The sequence below is a fragment of the Cupriavidus plantarum genome (assembly GCF_905397285.1).
GTDB lineage: Bacteria > Pseudomonadota > Gammaproteobacteria > Burkholderiales > Burkholderiaceae > Cupriavidus > Cupriavidus plantarum.
Window position 1 is genome coordinate 594,004 of record NZ_CAJPUX010000001.1, and the last position, 14,944, is coordinate 608,947.

Annotated in this window: 15 protein-coding genes and 1 tRNA gene; 8 read left to right on the top strand and 8 right to left on the bottom strand. The window is 66.0% G+C overall.

The genetic code is table 11. The features are described 5' to 3' along the window. The first annotated feature begins 195 nt into the window (after positions 1–195). The 3 genes from KHP16_RS02760 to waaA are packed head-to-tail and all read left to right on the top strand — an operon-like array spanning position 196 to position 4,041. Positions 196–1,581 (top strand): phosphomannomutase/phosphoglucomutase, encoded by a 1,386-nt coding sequence (locus tag KHP16_RS02760; RefSeq protein WP_109581902.1) that lies wholly within the window; start codon positions 196–198, stop codon positions 1,579–1,581. 4 nt (positions 1,582–1,585) lie between these two features. Then, the gene (waaC, locus tag KHP16_RS02765) at positions 1,586–2,665 is read left to right on the top strand and encodes a lipopolysaccharide heptosyltransferase I (RefSeq protein ID WP_415926784.1); all 1,080 of its coding nucleotides are present in this window, start codon (positions 1,586–1,588) and stop codon (positions 2,663–2,665) included. Then, entirely contained in the window at positions 2,665–4,041 is a 1,377-nt protein-coding gene (gene waaA, locus KHP16_RS02770; RefSeq protein ID WP_121491888.1) for a lipid IV(A) 3-deoxy-D-manno-octulosonic acid transferase, read from the top strand. The genes waaC and waaA overlap by 1 nt, the downstream gene beginning before the upstream one ends. A gap of 24 nt (positions 4,042–4,065) precedes the next feature. Here waaA and KHP16_RS02775 read toward each other — a convergent pair whose 3' ends face one another. Further along, positions 4,066–5,325 (bottom strand): zinc-dependent metalloprotease family protein, encoded by a 1,260-nt coding sequence (locus tag KHP16_RS02775; RefSeq protein ID WP_181366111.1) that lies wholly within the window; start codon positions 5,323–5,325, stop codon positions 4,066–4,068. Next, complete coding sequence (locus KHP16_RS02780; RefSeq protein WP_211959542.1) at positions 5,322–6,017, bottom strand: hypothetical protein; 696 nt, start codon at positions 6,015–6,017, stop codon at positions 5,322–5,324. Before KHP16_RS02780 ends, KHP16_RS02775 begins: the two co-directional genes overlap by 4 nt. 299 nt (positions 6,018–6,316) lie before the next feature. Here KHP16_RS02780 and KHP16_RS02785 point away from each other — a divergent pair, with 299 nt between their 5' ends. Both KHP16_RS02785 and KHP16_RS02790 read left to right on the top strand, forming a co-directional pair. Next, a complete protein-coding gene (locus KHP16_RS02785; protein ID WP_211959543.1) occupies positions 6,317–7,114 on the top strand; it encodes an META and DUF4377 domain-containing protein in 798 nt (265 codons plus the stop codon). A 111-nt stretch (positions 7,115–7,225) separates the two neighbouring features. Continuing rightward, positions 7,226–8,461 carry an O-antigen ligase family protein gene (locus tag KHP16_RS02790; protein ID WP_115953696.1) on the top strand — a complete coding sequence of 412 codons (1,236 nt, stop codon included), beginning with the start codon at positions 7,226–7,228 and terminating at the stop codon, positions 8,459–8,461. Here KHP16_RS02790 and KHP16_RS02795 read toward each other — a convergent pair whose 3' ends face one another. The 4 genes from KHP16_RS02795 to KHP16_RS02810 form a co-directional block, all read right to left on the bottom strand. Beyond that, on the bottom strand, positions 8,462–9,898 hold the full coding sequence (locus KHP16_RS02795; protein WP_109581895.1) for a TolC family outer membrane protein: 1,437 nt from the start codon (positions 9,896–9,898) through the stop codon (positions 8,462–8,464). A gap of 186 nt (positions 9,899–10,084) precedes the next feature. Continuing rightward, on the bottom strand, positions 10,085–10,408 hold the full coding sequence (locus KHP16_RS02800) for a rhodanese-like domain-containing protein (RefSeq protein ID WP_109581894.1): 324 nt from the start codon (positions 10,406–10,408) through the stop codon (positions 10,085–10,087). Positions 10,409–10,419: 11 nt separating this feature from the next. Further along, positions 10,420–11,073, bottom strand: coding sequence for a protein-L-isoaspartate O-methyltransferase family protein (locus KHP16_RS02805; RefSeq protein WP_109581893.1), 654 nt, complete (start codon positions 11,071–11,073; stop codon positions 10,420–10,422). A gap of 128 nt (positions 11,074–11,201) precedes the next feature. Further along, on the bottom strand, positions 11,202–11,993 hold the full coding sequence (locus KHP16_RS02810; RefSeq protein WP_109581892.1) for a TetR/AcrR family transcriptional regulator: 792 nt from the start codon (positions 11,991–11,993) through the stop codon (positions 11,202–11,204). Between the two features lie 132 nt (positions 11,994–12,125). Here KHP16_RS02810 and KHP16_RS02815 point away from each other — a divergent pair, with 132 nt between their 5' ends. Genes KHP16_RS02815 through KHP16_RS02825 form a run of 3 tightly spaced genes read left to right on the top strand, consistent with a single transcriptional unit; the run spans position 12,126 to position 13,924 of the window. Further along, positions 12,126–12,422, top strand: a complete 297-nt coding sequence (locus tag KHP16_RS02815) for a YkgJ family cysteine cluster protein (RefSeq protein WP_179592805.1) — start codon at positions 12,126–12,128, stop codon at positions 12,420–12,422. A gap of 13 nt (positions 12,423–12,435) precedes the next feature. Next, positions 12,436–13,005 (top strand): DUF1439 domain-containing protein, encoded by a 570-nt coding sequence (locus KHP16_RS02820; RefSeq protein ID WP_109581890.1) that lies wholly within the window; start codon positions 12,436–12,438, stop codon positions 13,003–13,005. A gap of 37 nt (positions 13,006–13,042) precedes the next feature. Then, positions 13,043–13,924, top strand: a complete 882-nt coding sequence (locus KHP16_RS02825; protein WP_115953694.1) for an undecaprenyl-diphosphate phosphatase — start codon at positions 13,043–13,045, stop codon at positions 13,922–13,924. Between the two features lie 49 nt (positions 13,925–13,973). Here the strand turns inward: KHP16_RS02825 and trmB are convergent, their stop codons facing one another. Both trmB and KHP16_RS02835 read right to left on the bottom strand, forming a co-directional pair. Then, a complete protein-coding gene (gene trmB, locus KHP16_RS02830; RefSeq protein WP_115953693.1) occupies positions 13,974–14,741 on the bottom strand; it encodes a tRNA (guanosine(46)-N7)-methyltransferase TrmB in 768 nt (255 codons plus the stop codon). Positions 14,742–14,831: 90 nt separating this feature from the next. Beyond that, positions 14,832–14,906: transfer RNA gene (locus KHP16_RS02835), tRNA-Gly, on the bottom strand. Positions 14,907–14,944: the final 38 nt, after the last annotated feature.

Below are 14,944 nucleotides of genomic sequence, written 5' to 3' on the forward strand. Positions count from 1 at the left end.
GGAAGAAGGTACACAATTGGACATCTTGTTGCACGTCGGATCGCTTTCGCAGCGAGAATCGCCGACCGACCGACGGGCAGCTGGGGCGCATAATTATAACTGCGAGGCCGTACGCCGCCGAACCCGGGTGCATCGAAATGCATGGCGGGGGGGCGCACGGACACAGATTCCTACTATCCAACTATCGAAAAGCTCATGCAAATAGATCCTTCAATTTTCAAGGCCTACGACATCCGCGGCATCGTCGGCAAGACGCTGACGGTGGAAGTGGCCCGTCAGATCGGTCTATCCTTCGGTTCGGCCGCCGTCGAGCTCGGCGAGAAGACCGTCGTCGTCGGCCGTGACGGCCGGCTGTCGGGTCCCGATCTGCTCGGCGGCCTCGTGGAGGGTCTGCGCGCCGCGGGGATCGATGTGATCGACCTCGGCATGGTCGCGACCCCGATGGTCTACTTCGGCACCAATATCGAGATCGATGGCCGCCGGGCCACCTCGGGCATCATGGTGACGGGCAGCCACAACCCTCCTGACTACAACGGCTTCAAGATGGTCCTCGCCGGCAAGGCGATCTATGGCGAGCAGATCCAGGCCCTGCGCCAGCGCATCGAGGCGGCAAATTACAAGCAGGGCGGCGGCAGCTACAAGCTCGTCGATATCCGCCAGCAGTACCTCGACCGTATCCTCGGCGACGTCAAGCTCGCGCGCCCGATGAAGATTGCGCTCGACGCCGGCAACGGCGTGGCGGGCGCATTCGTCGGCGACCTGTTCCGCGGCCTGGGCTGCGAAGTGGTCGAACTGTTCTGCGACGTGGACGGCCACTTCCCGAACCATCACCCGGACCCGGCGCACGTCGAGAACCTGCAGGACCTGATGAAGACGCTGCGCGAGACCGATTGCGAGCTGGGCCTCGCGTTCGACGGCGACGGCGACCGCCTCGGCGTCGTGACCAAGACGGGCGAGGTCATCTTCCCCGATCGCCAGCTGATGCTGTTCGCCGAGGAAATCCTCTCGCGCAACCCTGGCGCGCAGGTGATCTACGACGTCAAATGCACGGGCAAGCTGGCTCCGTGGATCCGCGAGCACGGCGGCGAGCCGCTGATGTGGAAAACCGGCCATTCGCTGGTCAAGGCCAAGCTCAAGGAAACGGGCGCGCCGATCGCGGGCGAGATGAGCGGTCACGTGTTTTTCAAGGACCGCTGGTATGGCTTCGACGACGGTCTCTACACCGGCGCGCGCCTGCTGGAAATCCTCTCGCGCCACGACGATCCGAGCGCCGTGCTCAACGCGCTGCCGAACGCCAACAACACGCCGGAACTGCAGCTCAAGTGCGCCGAGGGCGAGCCGTTCACGCTGCTCGACAAGATTCGCGCGAACGCGAAATTCGACGGCGCGCGCGAGGTCATCACCATCGACGGCGTGCGCGTGGAATATGCCGATGGCTTCGGTCTCGCCCGCCCTTCGAACACGACGCCCGTGGTCGTGATGCGGTTCGAGGCGGACAACGACGCGGCGCTCGCGCGCATCCAGGCCGAGTTCAAGCGGGTGATCCTGGCCGAGAAACCGGATGCGCAGCTCCCGTTCTGAGCGGATGACGCAGCCGCTCATGGCGCCGGCGGACGATCTGTCGCCGGCGTCGTTTCCCTATGCGCTGCCGGCGAACGCCGCCCCCGCGCGCATCCTGATCGTCAAGGTGTCGTCGCTCGGCGACGTGGTCCACAACATGCCGCTCGTGCACGATCTGCGCGCGCGCTGGCCGGGCTGCGAGATCGACTGGGTCGTGGAAGAGGGCTACGTGGACCTCGTGCGCCTGCTGCCCGAGGTCTCGCACGTGATTCCGTTCGCGTTGCGGCGCTGGCGCAAGCGATTCTATCGGCGTGACACGTGGCATGAACTCGGGGCGTTACGCGACGCGATTCGCGCGCGGCCTTACGACGCCGTGCTGGAGACGCAGGGTTTGCTGAAGACCGCCGTTGTCGCGCGCACCGCCGCGCGCCTGGCGGGGGCGCCCGTGGTCGGACTCGGCAATGCCACGCAGGGTTCGGGCTACGAGCCTGCCGCGCGCTTGTTCTACACGGCGCCGGTCCGCGTGCCGCGGCAGACCCATTCCGTACGCCGGTCGCGGCTGCTCGGCGCCGCGCTGACGGCCGTCGTGCCGCCCGAGCCGCCGCGCTTCTTTGGCGACCGCGCGCGCACGCTGCATGTCGACGACCCGCTGTGGGCCGACCTGCCCGCGCGCTACGCGGTCTGCTTCCATGCGACGGCCGGCGCGAAGAAGCGCTGGCCCGTCCCGCACTGGCACGCGCTGGGCAAGCGCCTGCAAGCGGAAGGGATGACCGTATTGCTGCCATGGGGCAACGAATCGGAACGCCGGGACGCGGAGCAGATCGCCGCCGGCATCCCCGGGGCGCGCGTGCTGCCGCGGTTCTCGGTGATGCAGGGATTCGGCCTGATCAACCGCGCGGAAGTCGTGATCGGTGTCGATACCGGTCTGGTCCACATCTCCGCGGCGCTGTGCCGGCCGACGGTGGAAATCTATACCGCCACGTGGCGCTGGAAGACCGAGGGATACTGGTCGGATCGCATCGCGAACGTGGGTGACGACGGCATCGTGCCGTCCGTCGAGGAAGTGCATGCCGCGGCTACGCGCGTGCGGGGTGCGGAGGCCTGATGTTGCGGTTGGTTTATACGTTGTTGTGGGTAGTGATCCTGCCGTTCGCGCTGCTGCGCTTGCTCTGGCGCGCGCGCAAGGAGCCCGGCTATGTCCACCATGTCGGGGAGCGGCTTGGCATCTATGACGATGTGGCCGGCGCTACGGCTGGGGGTTCCGCTGGTGCTTCGGCCGGCAATGCGCGATGGCTCTGGGTACATGCGGTGTCCGTCGGCGAGACGCGCGCCGCGCAGCCGCTCGTGGAAGCGCTGCTGGCCGCCCATCCCGATCATCGTGTGCTGCTGACCCACATGACGCCCACGGGACGTCAGACGGGGCATCAGCTGTTCGGCGAGAACCCGCGCGTGCGGCAATGCTACGTGCCGTATGACGTGCCGTGGCTCGTGCGACGGTTCCTGCGGCACTTCCGCCCCGAGGCGGCGCTGCTGATGGAGACTGAAGTCTGGCCGAATCTCGTGCACGGTACGCGTGCGGCCGGTATCCCGCTCTATCTGGTCAACGCCCGGCTGTCGCCGCGCAGCTATCGGCGTACCGCGCGCTTCGGCCGCGCGGCATCCGAGATCTATCAGAACTTCACCGAAGTTCTCGCCCAGACGCCCGGGGATGCGGAGCGCTATCGCGCGCTGGGCATGACGCGGGTGTCCATCACGGGCAACCTCAAGTTCGACATGCAGCCGCCCGAGGCGCTGCTGGCGCGCGGCAAGACCCTGCGCCGAGCGATGCGCGCGGCATCGGGCGAGCGTCCGGTCCTCGCCGCGGCTAGCACGCGCGAGGGAGAAGAGGCGATGCTGCTCGACGCCTTCATCCGCTGGCCCGGAGAGACGCGTCCCACGCTATTGCTTGTGCCGCGCCATCCGCAGCGCTTCGACGAGGTCGCGGCGCTGGCGGCGCGGCTCGGTTTCACGGTGCGGCGACGCAGCGCCATGCCTATCGATGCGGGAGTCAGCAACGACGCTGGTGACAACGACACCCGTAGTGACGCCCGTAGTGACGCCCGTAGTGACGCCACACCCGACATCGTACTTGGCGACTCGATGGGCGAGATGCCCATGTACTTCGCGGCGTCGGACCTCGCCTTTATCGGTGGCAGCCTGATGCCGCTCGGTGGCCAGAACCTGATCGAAGCCTGCGCGTGCGGCACGCCGGTGCTCATCGGCCCGCATACGTTCAACTTCGCACAGGCCACCGAGGACGCCATCGCGGCCGGTGCCTGCGAGCGGGTGGACAATGCCGACGTCCTGATGACCACCGCCGCGCGGATCCTGGCCGATCGTGCGGCGCTTGCCGAAATGCGCGCGAACGCGCTGAACTTCGCCGGCATGCACCGCGGCGCGACCGCACGGACCATTTCGACCCTGGCGCCGGCGTTGCGGTAAGTTGGCGCTTAATTCGGGCGACACTTACTTCGGAAGCGCCGTCCACAACCTCTCTCTCATCGCATTCATGTGCCCGGCGGCATCGTAGGAACCGGGCACACCAAGTGTCATGCCGTCCGTGGGGTCCACGATGTCCGGGTTGCTGAAAGCGTTCCGCCTCTCGCCCGCCATCAGGGTCTTCGCCTTGGGATATCCTCGCGCAATCCCGGCCTTTTCGATCGGGGCATCGCCATGATGGACCCCGAACAGGTGACCGAGTTCATGGGGGAGGACATACGAGCCGCAGCTGATGTCGCCTACCGCCTGCATCCAGCGGGAATATAACGCCGGGTTCACCCATGCCATACCACAGTACCGGCGGCCATTGTCGACGGCATTGAAGATATCGACATAGTAGGTGGCGTGCGCGTCCGCATTCCGGCGTGCGTGGAAGACGCTATTGTCTTTCCCTACCGCTTTCAGGGTCTCGAGCATGGACAAGCCGGAGACTTGATGATGGAGTGGCTCAGCCGATCGGATCCAGTAATCGATCTTGGAGTCTTCGAAGGCCAGGTTCGCCAGCGCAATGTCATGCGAGAGGCGCGCCCGGATGCCGTCGTGACCGAGCCGTTCTAGCGCCCGATCTCCATAGACGGGCAGTAGATCGAACGTGCGCAAATCCGTGTACCAGCTGTCTAGCGGAGTAAAGCGGTATCGACCGAGATCGTTGGCTCCCAAAGACAGCATTCCGTCGTCCTCGTCATGCGATCTTAGGGAGACCAGCTTGTCGCTGGTCCGGATGAAGATGCGGTCATCGGGCGCGGCGAAGGCCGGCATGACGAGACGCTGGACGCGGTCGCCAGGCCTCACCATGATCAGCGTCCTTGGCGTGCGCGGCGTCGGGATGACGCCGTCGCGCAGCGCCGAGGCCTCGATCACCACCTCCGGCGACTTGAAGAGACGCCACTTTGCCCGTTCGGCAATGAATAGAAACTCGTAGGCATCGCCACGGTTCAGGCCGAGCGTCGCGTATCCCTCGACATTGGCGCCATCGATCCGGCTGTCGCGTGCCGCGGTGCTGCTCAGGAACAGGCGCGCATGAGCCGGCGCGCGCCGAGGCAGCCTCAGGACAGGCGCCCAATCGGCATCGCCGATGTTCAGGACCTGCCTGGGCGCTGTCATATCCCGCATGGCGCCATCGGAGTCGACAGGTCCGGGGGGGCCGCCGTGATATCCCATTTCCGGCTCGCGCGCCTGCACGCTGAGTACTGCGGTCATGACGATGATGAGGAGTAGTGTTTTCATCGCGCGGTGTTCTCCTTTGACAAGGGTGGTGGAGCTGCATCGGCCGGCGGTATCAATGCGTCGTCGGGCGGAGTGCTCTCGTGGCGATGGTCGAACCCGGCCGGACGCATCCATCCATATCCGTTTTTCGCCTCGAGATGCATCGCGCCGTCGGGCGTTTCCAGATACGCCACCGCGTAGCGGTCGGACGGTGCCTCGGTGATGAGAAAACGGTGCGCCGGCGCGCCATCGGCATCCAGCAATGCCCCGCGCCAGCGTGACCATCCGTTGCCATCCTCACGGGCGTGCAAGCGTGCGCTGACCACCGTATCGAGGTTTGGCAGATAGAGGTCGAACCGGTCGTTTGGCTGCAGGTGGCGCAGCGTGTCGTAGCGGTAACGGATGAGGCGGCTATCGCGCAGGCGCTCTTTGGAGAGGAACGAGAGATGCCGCTCGGCCTCCGCGCGGTCCGCGAGACCCGCGATGGCGCCGGGATAATCGGCCTCCGCCTCGTTTGCCTCGGCGTGCATAGGCGGCACGCCCGGGGCGTCATCGGGCCGTGCTGCCGGGACGTTGCCCGATGGCTCCGGTCCCCCGGCGTGAGGCTGCCGTGCTGGCCCTGCGAACCAGACGGCCAGCGCAACGCCCGCGATCAGGACGACGGTGACGGCCGCCGCGAACCACGATGCCGCACCAGAACGTTTGCTCTTCATCACGCATCCATCGTTGAAGGAATGCGTTGACTATGGACGTGCACGCGGTTCGTGGAAACAACCGATCTACGAAATACGGCCTCACATGAAACACATACCACTGGCATGGGTGTTGCACCCCGTATGACGACCAGAGCCCACGGGCGTTGGACTTCGGGCATGCATGGCGGCCAGCGCGCCGCATCGTGTAAATTCGCCATGTAAGCGACGCCACGCATAGAACAAAGGAGTGGATCATGCAGAAATTTCAGCGCTCTTCCCCAAGGCTCCCCGCGAGGTTCCCTGCGAGGTTCTCCGCAATGCTCGCCTCTGCAGCCATCGTGCCCCTGGCCGCCGTCGCATTCCTGAGCGCGTGCACGACGACGACGACCGCGGACACGCCCGGCGCCGGCGCGAGCCTGTCGCAGACGCAGTCGGATGGCCCTCAGCGCTGGGAGCTCGTGCGCTGGCAGCAGGCCGATGGGGGCCTGCGGGAGTTGCCTCGCGGCGACAGCGGCCAGCCGGTGATCTTCGAATTCAATAGCGGCATCGATGCCGCGCAGGGCACCGTCAGCGGCAACAGCGGATGCAATCGCTTCACGGGCAGCTACGGCAAGACGTCGACGGGCATCCGCTTCGACAAGATCGCGGGCACGCGCATGGCCTGCCCCGGCGACCGCATGGCCTTCGAGAGCGCGCTGCTGCGCGCGATGCAGTCGCCGCTCACCACGGTGGCGTCCCAACCTTCAGCCGCGCCGCAGGGGCGGCAGATCATCTGGAAGACGGCCGATGGCGATTTGCTGCAGTTCGCCGAGCGGGAAGGCGTGGGCCGCCGCGGCGCGAAGATCGATGCCGCGTCGGGCACCGAGAAGATCGTGTACATCGACTCCCAGCGTGTGGAGTGCACGGGCGTCGGCCGCATGCAGTGCTATCGCTGGCGCGAGACCGAGGACGCGCCGTGGAAGCTCTGGTACGGCCCGATCGAGGGCCTCGACTTCGAGCAGGGCGTCGCTTACAAGCTTCGCGTGCGCGAATATCAGGTCCCCAATCCGCCGGCCGATGCTTCGTCGATCCGGTGGCAGCTGCTGAAGGTGGAAGAGCGGCGTCGCGGCGGCTGAGGGGCATTGCTTCGTTCCGGGGCGGGCAGAGGGGCCGGACTATAATGTCGCGCTGATTCGTCCGGTACTTTTGCCGCGTGCTTTCGCGCGGTACTTTCCCTGCCCCCAAACATGCTCCGCCGCCCCGCCTCGACTACGTTCGCCGACGCACTGGTTTTTGCCTTTCCGATCCTGCTGCTGTGCGTGCCGCGCGGGGCCGGCGTTTTCATGGGATGCGTCGGCCTGCTTGCGCTCCTGCGCTACCGCGGCATGGGGCAGACGTGGCGAACCTATCGCGACGTGCTGCTGCCCCTCTCGGTCGCGGTCTTTGCGTTCCTGCTCGTGTATCTGGCGTCGCGCATCTATTTCCGCACGCATTGGGACGTACTCGACAACCCGTCACGGACGCTGCTCGCGATCCTGACGTGCTGGGTCTTCCTCCACGTCCAGCCCAGCACGCGCGCGCTCTGGCGAGGCATTACCATCGCGCTCGCCGGCGCGCTGCTGATCGTTTGCTACCAGCGGATCGTTCAGGGGAACCTGCGTCCGTCCGCGTGGGTGCAGCCGATCGCCTTCGCCAACATGGTCGCCGTGTTCGGCCTGATCGGGTTCGTGCGTGCCGGCGCCCAACGGCGCACGCATGGGGAAGCGTGGGGCAATATCCTCTGCGCGGCACTGATCATCGCGATCAACGGCACCCGTGGCGCCATGCTCGCGATGTTGATCACGATGCTGCCGATGCTGCTGCTGCGGCACCGCAAGCTCAACGTGACGGCCTTCGTGGCATCCGCCGGCGCCGTCGTGCTGATCGCGATCGGTTCGTACTTCGTCCCCAACAGTCCCGTCACGGGCCGTGTCGACCAGATCGTCGACGACATTCACCTGTACCAGCAGGGCAAGGTCGATACGTCGATCGGCGCGCGTCTGAAGATGTGGGAGCTTGCGGCCGATTCGATCGCCGCGCACCCGATCATGGGCGTGGGCGTGGGCCAGTTCGCGCGCATCCTGCACGCCTCGACGTTCTGTTCGCGAGAGGAGACATTGGTCTGCGAACTCGAGCACGCGCATAACGACCTGCTCGAAGCGGCGTCGACGACCGGCATTCCGGGGCTGATCGTCGTGCTCGGCCTGTTCCTGGTGCCCGGCGTCCTGTTCTGGCGGCGCATGCGGCAATCGCGGCGCGCGGGGTGCGAGGTGGGCGAGAGCATCGCGGGCGGGGGCGTCTGCGCCATCGCGGCGATGTTGATCTGCGGTCTGACGCAGGTGACGATGGCCCACCAGGCCAATATGGTTTTCTATGCGGGCACGGTGGGATTGCTGCTCGCGCTGGCGGCCGCGCAGGCGAGCCGCCGCGCGGCGGAAATCTGATCAGCGCACGATCGCGCCGGCCGGCGGCGCAGGGCGAGGGGCGTTGTTCCGCGGCCCGAGATTGTTCAGCCGCTTCCAGTCCGGCAGCTCGTACATCGCCCCCGTGTGTTCGGTCAGCAGCGTATTGATCTGCACGACGTCGTCTTCCGACAGCACGCCCGTGCTTGCCTTCAGTCGCAGCCCGTTCATGATCGTGTCGTAGCGCGCCTTGGACAGGTCGCGGCGCGTCTGGAACAGCTGCGCTTCGGCGTTCAGTACGTCGATGTTGATACGCACACCCACTTCGTAGCCGAGCTGGTTCGACTCCACCGCGCTCAGCGCCGAGCGTTCGGCGGCTTCCAGCGCCTTGACCTGCGCGAGCCCGTTGTACACGCCCGAGAACGTCTGGCGCGCGTTCTGCGCGGCCGTGCGGCGGGCGTATTCGAGATCCGCGGCGGCGCGGTCGGCGAGCGCCAGGGTCTCGCGGACGCGCGACTGGATCGCGCCGCCCGCGAAGATCGGAATCGTCAGTTGCACGCCCACCTGCGAGCTGTTGTAGCGCGCGGCCTGGTTGACGATCTGCGTCTGCGTGCCCGTGGCGTTGGTATAGCCATACGATGCCACCAGATCCACGGAAGGCAGGTGGCCGCCGCGTGCCTTGCTCGTCTCGCGTTCGGCCGTCTCCAGGTTGTAGTTCGCGAGGCTGACCTGCAGATTGCTCTGCTCCGCCTGCGAGGCCCACGCGTTCACATCGGCGGGAATCGGCCCCGGGATCTGGGCCTGCGCGCGCAGCCCGAGCAGTTCATCGACGGACTTGCCCGTGATCTGCTGCAGCGTGGCGCGGCTGACCTCGAGCGCGTTCCGCGCGGCGATCTCCGTGGAGGTGGCGAGGTCGTAGCGGGCCTGCGCGTCGTTGGCATCGGTGATCGTCGCGGTGCCCACCTCGAAATTCCGCTTTGCCTGTTCGAGCTGTTCGCCGATCGCCTTCTTCTGCGCCTGCGCGAGGTACAGGTTGTCCTGCGCGGCCAGCACGTCGAAGTAGGCCTGCGACGCGCGCGTGATCAGGTCGAGCTGCGCCTGCTGGAACGATACCTCGCCCGCAAGCGTGGCCAGTTCGCCCTGCTTGTACGTCTCCCACCGGTCCCAGCGGAACAGCGGCTGCGTCAGCTGCAGCGCCCACGCGCTGTTGTTGATGAAGCGGTCGCCCTCGACCGGCGCATACTGGTCGACCTTCGTCCGTGTCGAGCCCGCCGAGCCCGCGACATTCGGCAGCAGTCCCGCCCTCGCCTGAGGCAGCCGCTCGCGCGTGGCCAGCAGCTGGGCGCGGGCGCTCGCGAACTGCGCGTCGTTGGACTGCGCGTCGCGAAAGACCTGGAGCAGGTCCGCTGCGGACGCGGCCGGACCATGCAGCAGCACCAGCGACGCGACGAGTGCCAGTGACTTTGGCGCGAGACTCATGACTTCTCCTGCTTGCCGCGCTGTGCGCGGTCAATTATCGGGTGCTGCGGTGTAACTGCGAGTGAAGCGGGCGGATGAAACCGGAGACGAGGCCACGGACGTGCCGGGAAACCGGCAAGCCGGGACCTCGGGGGACTGCCGGAGCCGCACCCCCGGATGGGGCTCCTTACTGCGAAGAAGGTCGACTCAGTACTGCGGCACCGAGGGATCGACCTCGGTGGACCAGGCGTGGATACCGCCGGTCAGGTTGTAGACGTGCGCATAGCCCTGACGCTCGAGGAAGCTCGCTACCTGCATGCTGCGCGCACCGTGGTGGCAGATGCAGACGATTTCCGTCTCGTCGTCGAGTTCGCCCATGCGGGCCGGAATCTGCCCCATCGGGATATGCGTGATGCCCGGCATTGCGGCGGTGCGGACCTCCAGGTCCTCGCGCACGTCCAGCAGCACGGGCTTCCTGCGATCGGGCGCGGACAGCCACTGCGAAAGTTCGGTTGCGGAAATCACCTGCATGCGGACGCTCCTCAGAACTTGAAACGCGACGTCTGGGCGGCGCCCTGGAGCGGCTTCACGACGGTCTCGAACAGATTGACGGCCTGGTATTCGGTCTCCGACACGCGCGTGATGATGCGCGCTTCCATCACGGGCACGGTACCGACGATCGCGGCGATGCGGCCGCCGACCTTGATCTGCGACAGGATCGACTGCGGCAGCTCGGGCACCGACGCCGAGATGCAGATCACGTCGTACGGCGCGGAGGCGGGCCAGCCTTCCGCGCCATTGCCTTCGACGACTTCGGCATTGCCCACGCCGGCGGCCGTCAGGTTCTTGCGGGCCATCGCGACCAGCTCGGGCTCGATCTCCACGCTCAGCACGTGGCGCGCGCGGTTGGCCAGCAGGGCGGCCATGTAGCCGGAACCCGCGCCGATCTCGAGCACGTTCTCGTGCTTGCGCACCGCCAGATCCTGCAGCAGGCGCGCTTCCACGCGCGGGGGCAGCATGTTCTGGCCCGCGGGCAGCGGAATCTCCATGTCGACGAACGCGAGCGCGGCGTAGGCCGCGGGCACGAACTGCTCTCGCTTCACCACGGCGAGCAGGTCCAGGATTTCCTGGTCCAGCACGTCCCATGGGCGGATTTGCTGTTCGATCATGTTGAAACGGGCTTTTTCGAGATCCATCTTGCGTGTCCTTGCGCCTACCATTGTTACCATTCTGCTTCCCGGCCGAGCGGCGTCATGGGCCGGAAAGATGCATGAAAGCCCGCTATTTTACCGCCGCGGCGCAGTGCGGGCCTGCAAAAGATTGATCATGTCGCATCCGTGCCCGTCCGGGCGTCCGCCGCGGCCTTCTCGGCCAGCAGCTCGTCACGGATGCGCTCCCAGATGAACGGCCCGGACGGCGGCGGCAGGGCGGTATCCCGGGCGGGGCCCGTCGTCACGCCGAACAGCAGCATGTGCAGCAGTTGATCGACGAACGCGTTCGGGTCGATCGGCTCGCACGACACATTACTAAACGCGCGCTGCCAGATCATCAGGTAGACCAGCGGCGCGCAGAACAGGGTGGTGCAGGGGTTGGCGGGCAGCGGCCGGAACTCCCCGCGCGCCGCGCCGCGCTCCAGCACGCGCGCGAACAGCCGCTCGCCGGGTTCGATGACTTCGTTCTGGTAAAACTGCGCAATGTCGGGGAAATTGCCGGACTCGGCCATGATCAGCTTGGTCAGGCCCGCCACCGGCGTGGCGCCGATCAGGCCCCACCATCCGAGCAGCAGTTCGCGCAGCAACTCCGGCGTGGAGCCCTCGTAGCTGTCCACGAGGTCGACGCCCTTCATGAGCGCGGGAATCATGTTCTCCCGCACCACGGTCTTGAACAGCTCTTCCTTGTTCGCGAAGTAGAGGTACACGGTGCCTTTGGACACCCCCGCGGCAGCCGCGACGTCCTCGAGGCGTGTTGCGGCGAAACCACGTTCGACGAACAGCTCGAGCGCCGCGGCGACCAGTTCCTGCGGACGCGCGGCCTTGCGCCGCGTCCAGCGGCGGGCATCTGCCGGCGACGCGATGGCGGTCAGGCTCGGATTCCGGGAGGGGGGACGGGCGGGCACGGCAGGCTTGCTAATAAATAACTTATGGGTCAGTAATGTAGGCCAGCGGCCGGGGCCGGTCAAGCCGCCCCGGGTGCAGTGCACGCACTCAGGCACAATGTCGCCTTTGTTGCTCCCGCTGAAACCTTTGTCATGGCTTGCCAGTCTCAACTGTCCTGCCGCGATGGCTGCGGCGCCTGCTGTATCGCGCCGTCGATCGCCTCGCCGCTGCCCGGCATGCCTGACGGCAAGCCGGCCGGCTTGCCGTGCGCGCAGTTGCTGCCCGACTACCGCTGCGCGGTATTCGGCCAGCCCGAGCGCCCCGCGTTCTGTGGCGGCCTGCGGCCGTCGGCGGAGATGTGCGGCGACTCGCGCGAATCCGCGCTGCAATGGCTGACGCGGCTCGAAATCCTGACCGCGCCGGACCGCAGTCCATCCGAACCACACTGATGGAGGATTCCAGATGATCCTGATGTCCCGCCGGCGCTGGCTGGCCGCCGCCGGCCTTGCCACGGCCGTGAGCGCGGCTGGCTGGCTTGCCGGCTGCGCCGGAATCGGCAATGAATATACCTTCTCTCAGTCGCAGCTTCAGTCGGCGCTCGAACGGAAGTTTCCGTTTAGCAAGCGTTATATGGAGCTGTTCGACGTGCAACTGACGAATCCTCAACTGGTACTCGACGCCGCGCGCAATCGCGTGACCGTGCAGTTCGACGCGAAGGTCGATAACCGCTTGTTCTTCCGCCAGCCGCTCAACGGACGATTCGCGCTCGACAGCGCGCTGCGCTACGATCCGCCGTCGCATTCGCTGGTCCTGCAGGACCCCGAGGTGCGGCAGTTCGACGTGCAGGGTCTGCCGGGCGATTTTTCGCGTCAGCTCAACGCGCTCGGCGGCATCCTCGCGGAGCAACTGCTGCAGGGCTATCCGCTTTACACGTTCAAGCCGGAGCAGTTGCGCTATGCGGGAATGCAGGTGGAGCCCGGTACAATCACGGTGCTGCCGGACGGCATCAACGTGAAGATCAACCGGCCGTAGTCTGCGACAACAACAACATCTCAATTACCCGTAACGCATGGACATCGCACTCGCCCTGAAAGCCGTGATCCTCGGCATCGTCGAAGGACTGACGGAGTTCCTGCCGATCTCCAGTACCGGCCACTTGATTCTTGCCGGACAACTGCTCGACTTCAACGACGAGAAGGGCAAGATCTTCGAGATCGTGATCCAGTTCGGCGCGATTCTCGCGGTGTGCTGGGAGTTCCGGCAGCGCATCGTCAATGTCGTGGCGGGGCTGGCGACCGATCGCAAGGCGCAGCGGTTCGCGGTCAACGTCATCGTGGCCACCATTCCCGCGATCGTGCTTGCGCTGGTGTTCGGCAAGTGGATCAAGGCCCATCTGTTCAATCCCATCACCGTGGCGCTCGCCTTTATCGTCGGCGGCTTCGTGATCCTGTGGGCGGAATGGCGCGATGCGCGCCGCGGCACGGTGTCTCATCCGCAGGGCAACGCGCTGCTGGAGGCCGCGAAGGCCGGCGCGCCGCGCATCGAGTCGGTCGATGACCTGAACTGGCGCGATGCGATCAAGGTCGGCATCGCGCAGTGCTTCGCGCTCGTGCCAGGCACCTCGCGTTCCGGCGCCACGATCATCGGCGGCATGATCTTCGGCCTGTCGCGTCAGGTGGCCACGGAGTTCTCGTTCTTCCTCGCGATTCCCGTGATCTTCGGCGCGACGGTCTACGAACTCTACAAGGCCCGCTCGGTGCTCTCCGCCGACGACCTCGGCATCTTCGCCATCGGCTTCGTGTTCGCGTTCCTCTCGGCGTTCCTGTGCGTGCGCTGGCTGCTGCGATTCGTGGCGACGCACGACTTCAAACCGTTCGCGTGGTACCGCATCGCGTTCGGCGTGATCGTGCTGGTCACCGCGTACACGGGCATCGTGTCGTGGCACGCGTGAACTGCTTCGGCCGCGGATAAAAAAAGCGCTGACTCGGTCAGCGCTTTTTTTACTTCTTGCGGAACACGACGTCCCATACCCCATGGCCCAGCCGCACCCCGCGGCGCTCGAACTTGGTCACGGGGCGATAGTCCGGCCGCTCGGCAAAACCATCCACCGCTGAGGACGTGTTCTCCAGCGTGGGCTCGCCGCGCAGCACCTCGACCATCTGATACGCATACTCTTCCCAGTCGGTCGCGCAATGGATATAGCCGCCGGGCTTCAGGCGCGAGGCCAGCAGCTTGACCAGCGGCGGCTGCACGAGGCGGCGCTTGTTGTGGCGCTTCTTGTGCCACGGATCGGGGAAGAAGATATGCACGCCATCGAGCGACTGCTCGGTGAGCATATGTGCAACGACTTCGACGGCGTCATGCTGGAAGATCCGCACGTTGCCAAGGCCACGCTCGCCGATCTGCTTCAGCAGCGCGCCCACACCGGGCTCGTGTACTTCACAGCCAAGAAAATCGTCCTGCGGGCGCAGCTGCGCGATATGCGCGGTGGTCTCGCCCATCCCGCATCCGATCTCGAGGATGGTCGGCGCAACCCGCCCGAAGGTCGCAACGATATCGAGCGGCGCGGGCGCATACGGCACGAGGAAACGCGGCCCGAGCTCGTCGATCGCACGCTGCTGCCCGATGGAGGTCCGCCCGGCGCGCCGGACGAACGAGCGAATGCGGCGCGGATGCGCAACATCATCGGGAGGCGTGCCCGCAGGCAGGGTACCGTCCGCGTCGGACTGCTCGTCCGGGGTCGGTTCGATCGGCTCTTGGGGAAGCATGGCAACAAAAAAGCCGCCGGGCGCGTCGCCAGTCACGCGAGAGATCTCGCTAGAGGACCGGCTGCCTTGTGCGGCTTGTTCAGTAAGAAGTGGAGCGGGCGATGGGAATCGAACCCACGTCTTTAGCTTGGGAAGCTAAGGTAATAGCCATTATACGACGCCCGCGAACCCACCATTCTATGCGGGATAACACGCCGAGCGCA

Coding starts and splice junctions, on each gene's coding strand:
- KHP16_RS02760 (WP_109581902.1), top strand. CDS start 196: ATGCAAATAGATCCTTCAATTTTCAAGGCCTACGACATCCGCGGCATC.
- waaC (WP_415926784.1), top strand. CDS start 1,586: ATGACGCAGCCGCTCATGGCGCCGGCGGACGATCTGTCGCCGGCGTCG.
- waaA (WP_121491888.1), top strand. CDS start 2,665: ATGTTGCGGTTGGTTTATACGTTGTTGTGGGTAGTGATCCTGCCGTTC.
- KHP16_RS02775 (WP_181366111.1), bottom strand. CDS start 5,325: ATGAAAACACTACTCCTCATCATCGTCATGACCGCAGTACTCAGCGTG.
- KHP16_RS02780 (WP_211959542.1), bottom strand. CDS start 6,017: ATGAAGAGCAAACGTTCTGGTGCGGCATCGTGGTTCGCGGCGGCCGTC.
- KHP16_RS02785 (WP_211959543.1), top strand. CDS start 6,317: ATGCTCGCCTCTGCAGCCATCGTGCCCCTGGCCGCCGTCGCATTCCTG.
- KHP16_RS02790 (WP_115953696.1), top strand. CDS start 7,226: ATGCTCCGCCGCCCCGCCTCGACTACGTTCGCCGACGCACTGGTTTTT.
- KHP16_RS02795 (WP_109581895.1), bottom strand. CDS start 9,898: ATGAGTCTCGCGCCAAAGTCACTGGCACTCGTCGCGTCGCTGGTGCTG.
- KHP16_RS02800 (WP_109581894.1), bottom strand. CDS start 10,408: ATGCAGGTGATTTCCGCAACCGAACTTTCGCAGTGGCTGTCCGCGCCC.
- KHP16_RS02805 (WP_109581893.1), bottom strand. CDS start 11,073: ATGGATCTCGAAAAAGCCCGTTTCAACATGATCGAACAGCAAATCCGC.
- KHP16_RS02815 (WP_179592805.1), top strand. CDS start 12,126: ATGGCTTGCCAGTCTCAACTGTCCTGCCGCGATGGCTGCGGCGCCTGC.
- KHP16_RS02820 (WP_109581890.1), top strand. CDS start 12,436: ATGATCCTGATGTCCCGCCGGCGCTGGCTGGCCGCCGCCGGCCTTGCC.
- KHP16_RS02825 (WP_115953694.1), top strand. CDS start 13,043: ATGGACATCGCACTCGCCCTGAAAGCCGTGATCCTCGGCATCGTCGAA.
- trmB (WP_115953693.1), bottom strand. CDS start 14,741: ATGCTTCCCCAAGAGCCGATCGAACCGACCCCGGACGAGCAGTCCGAC.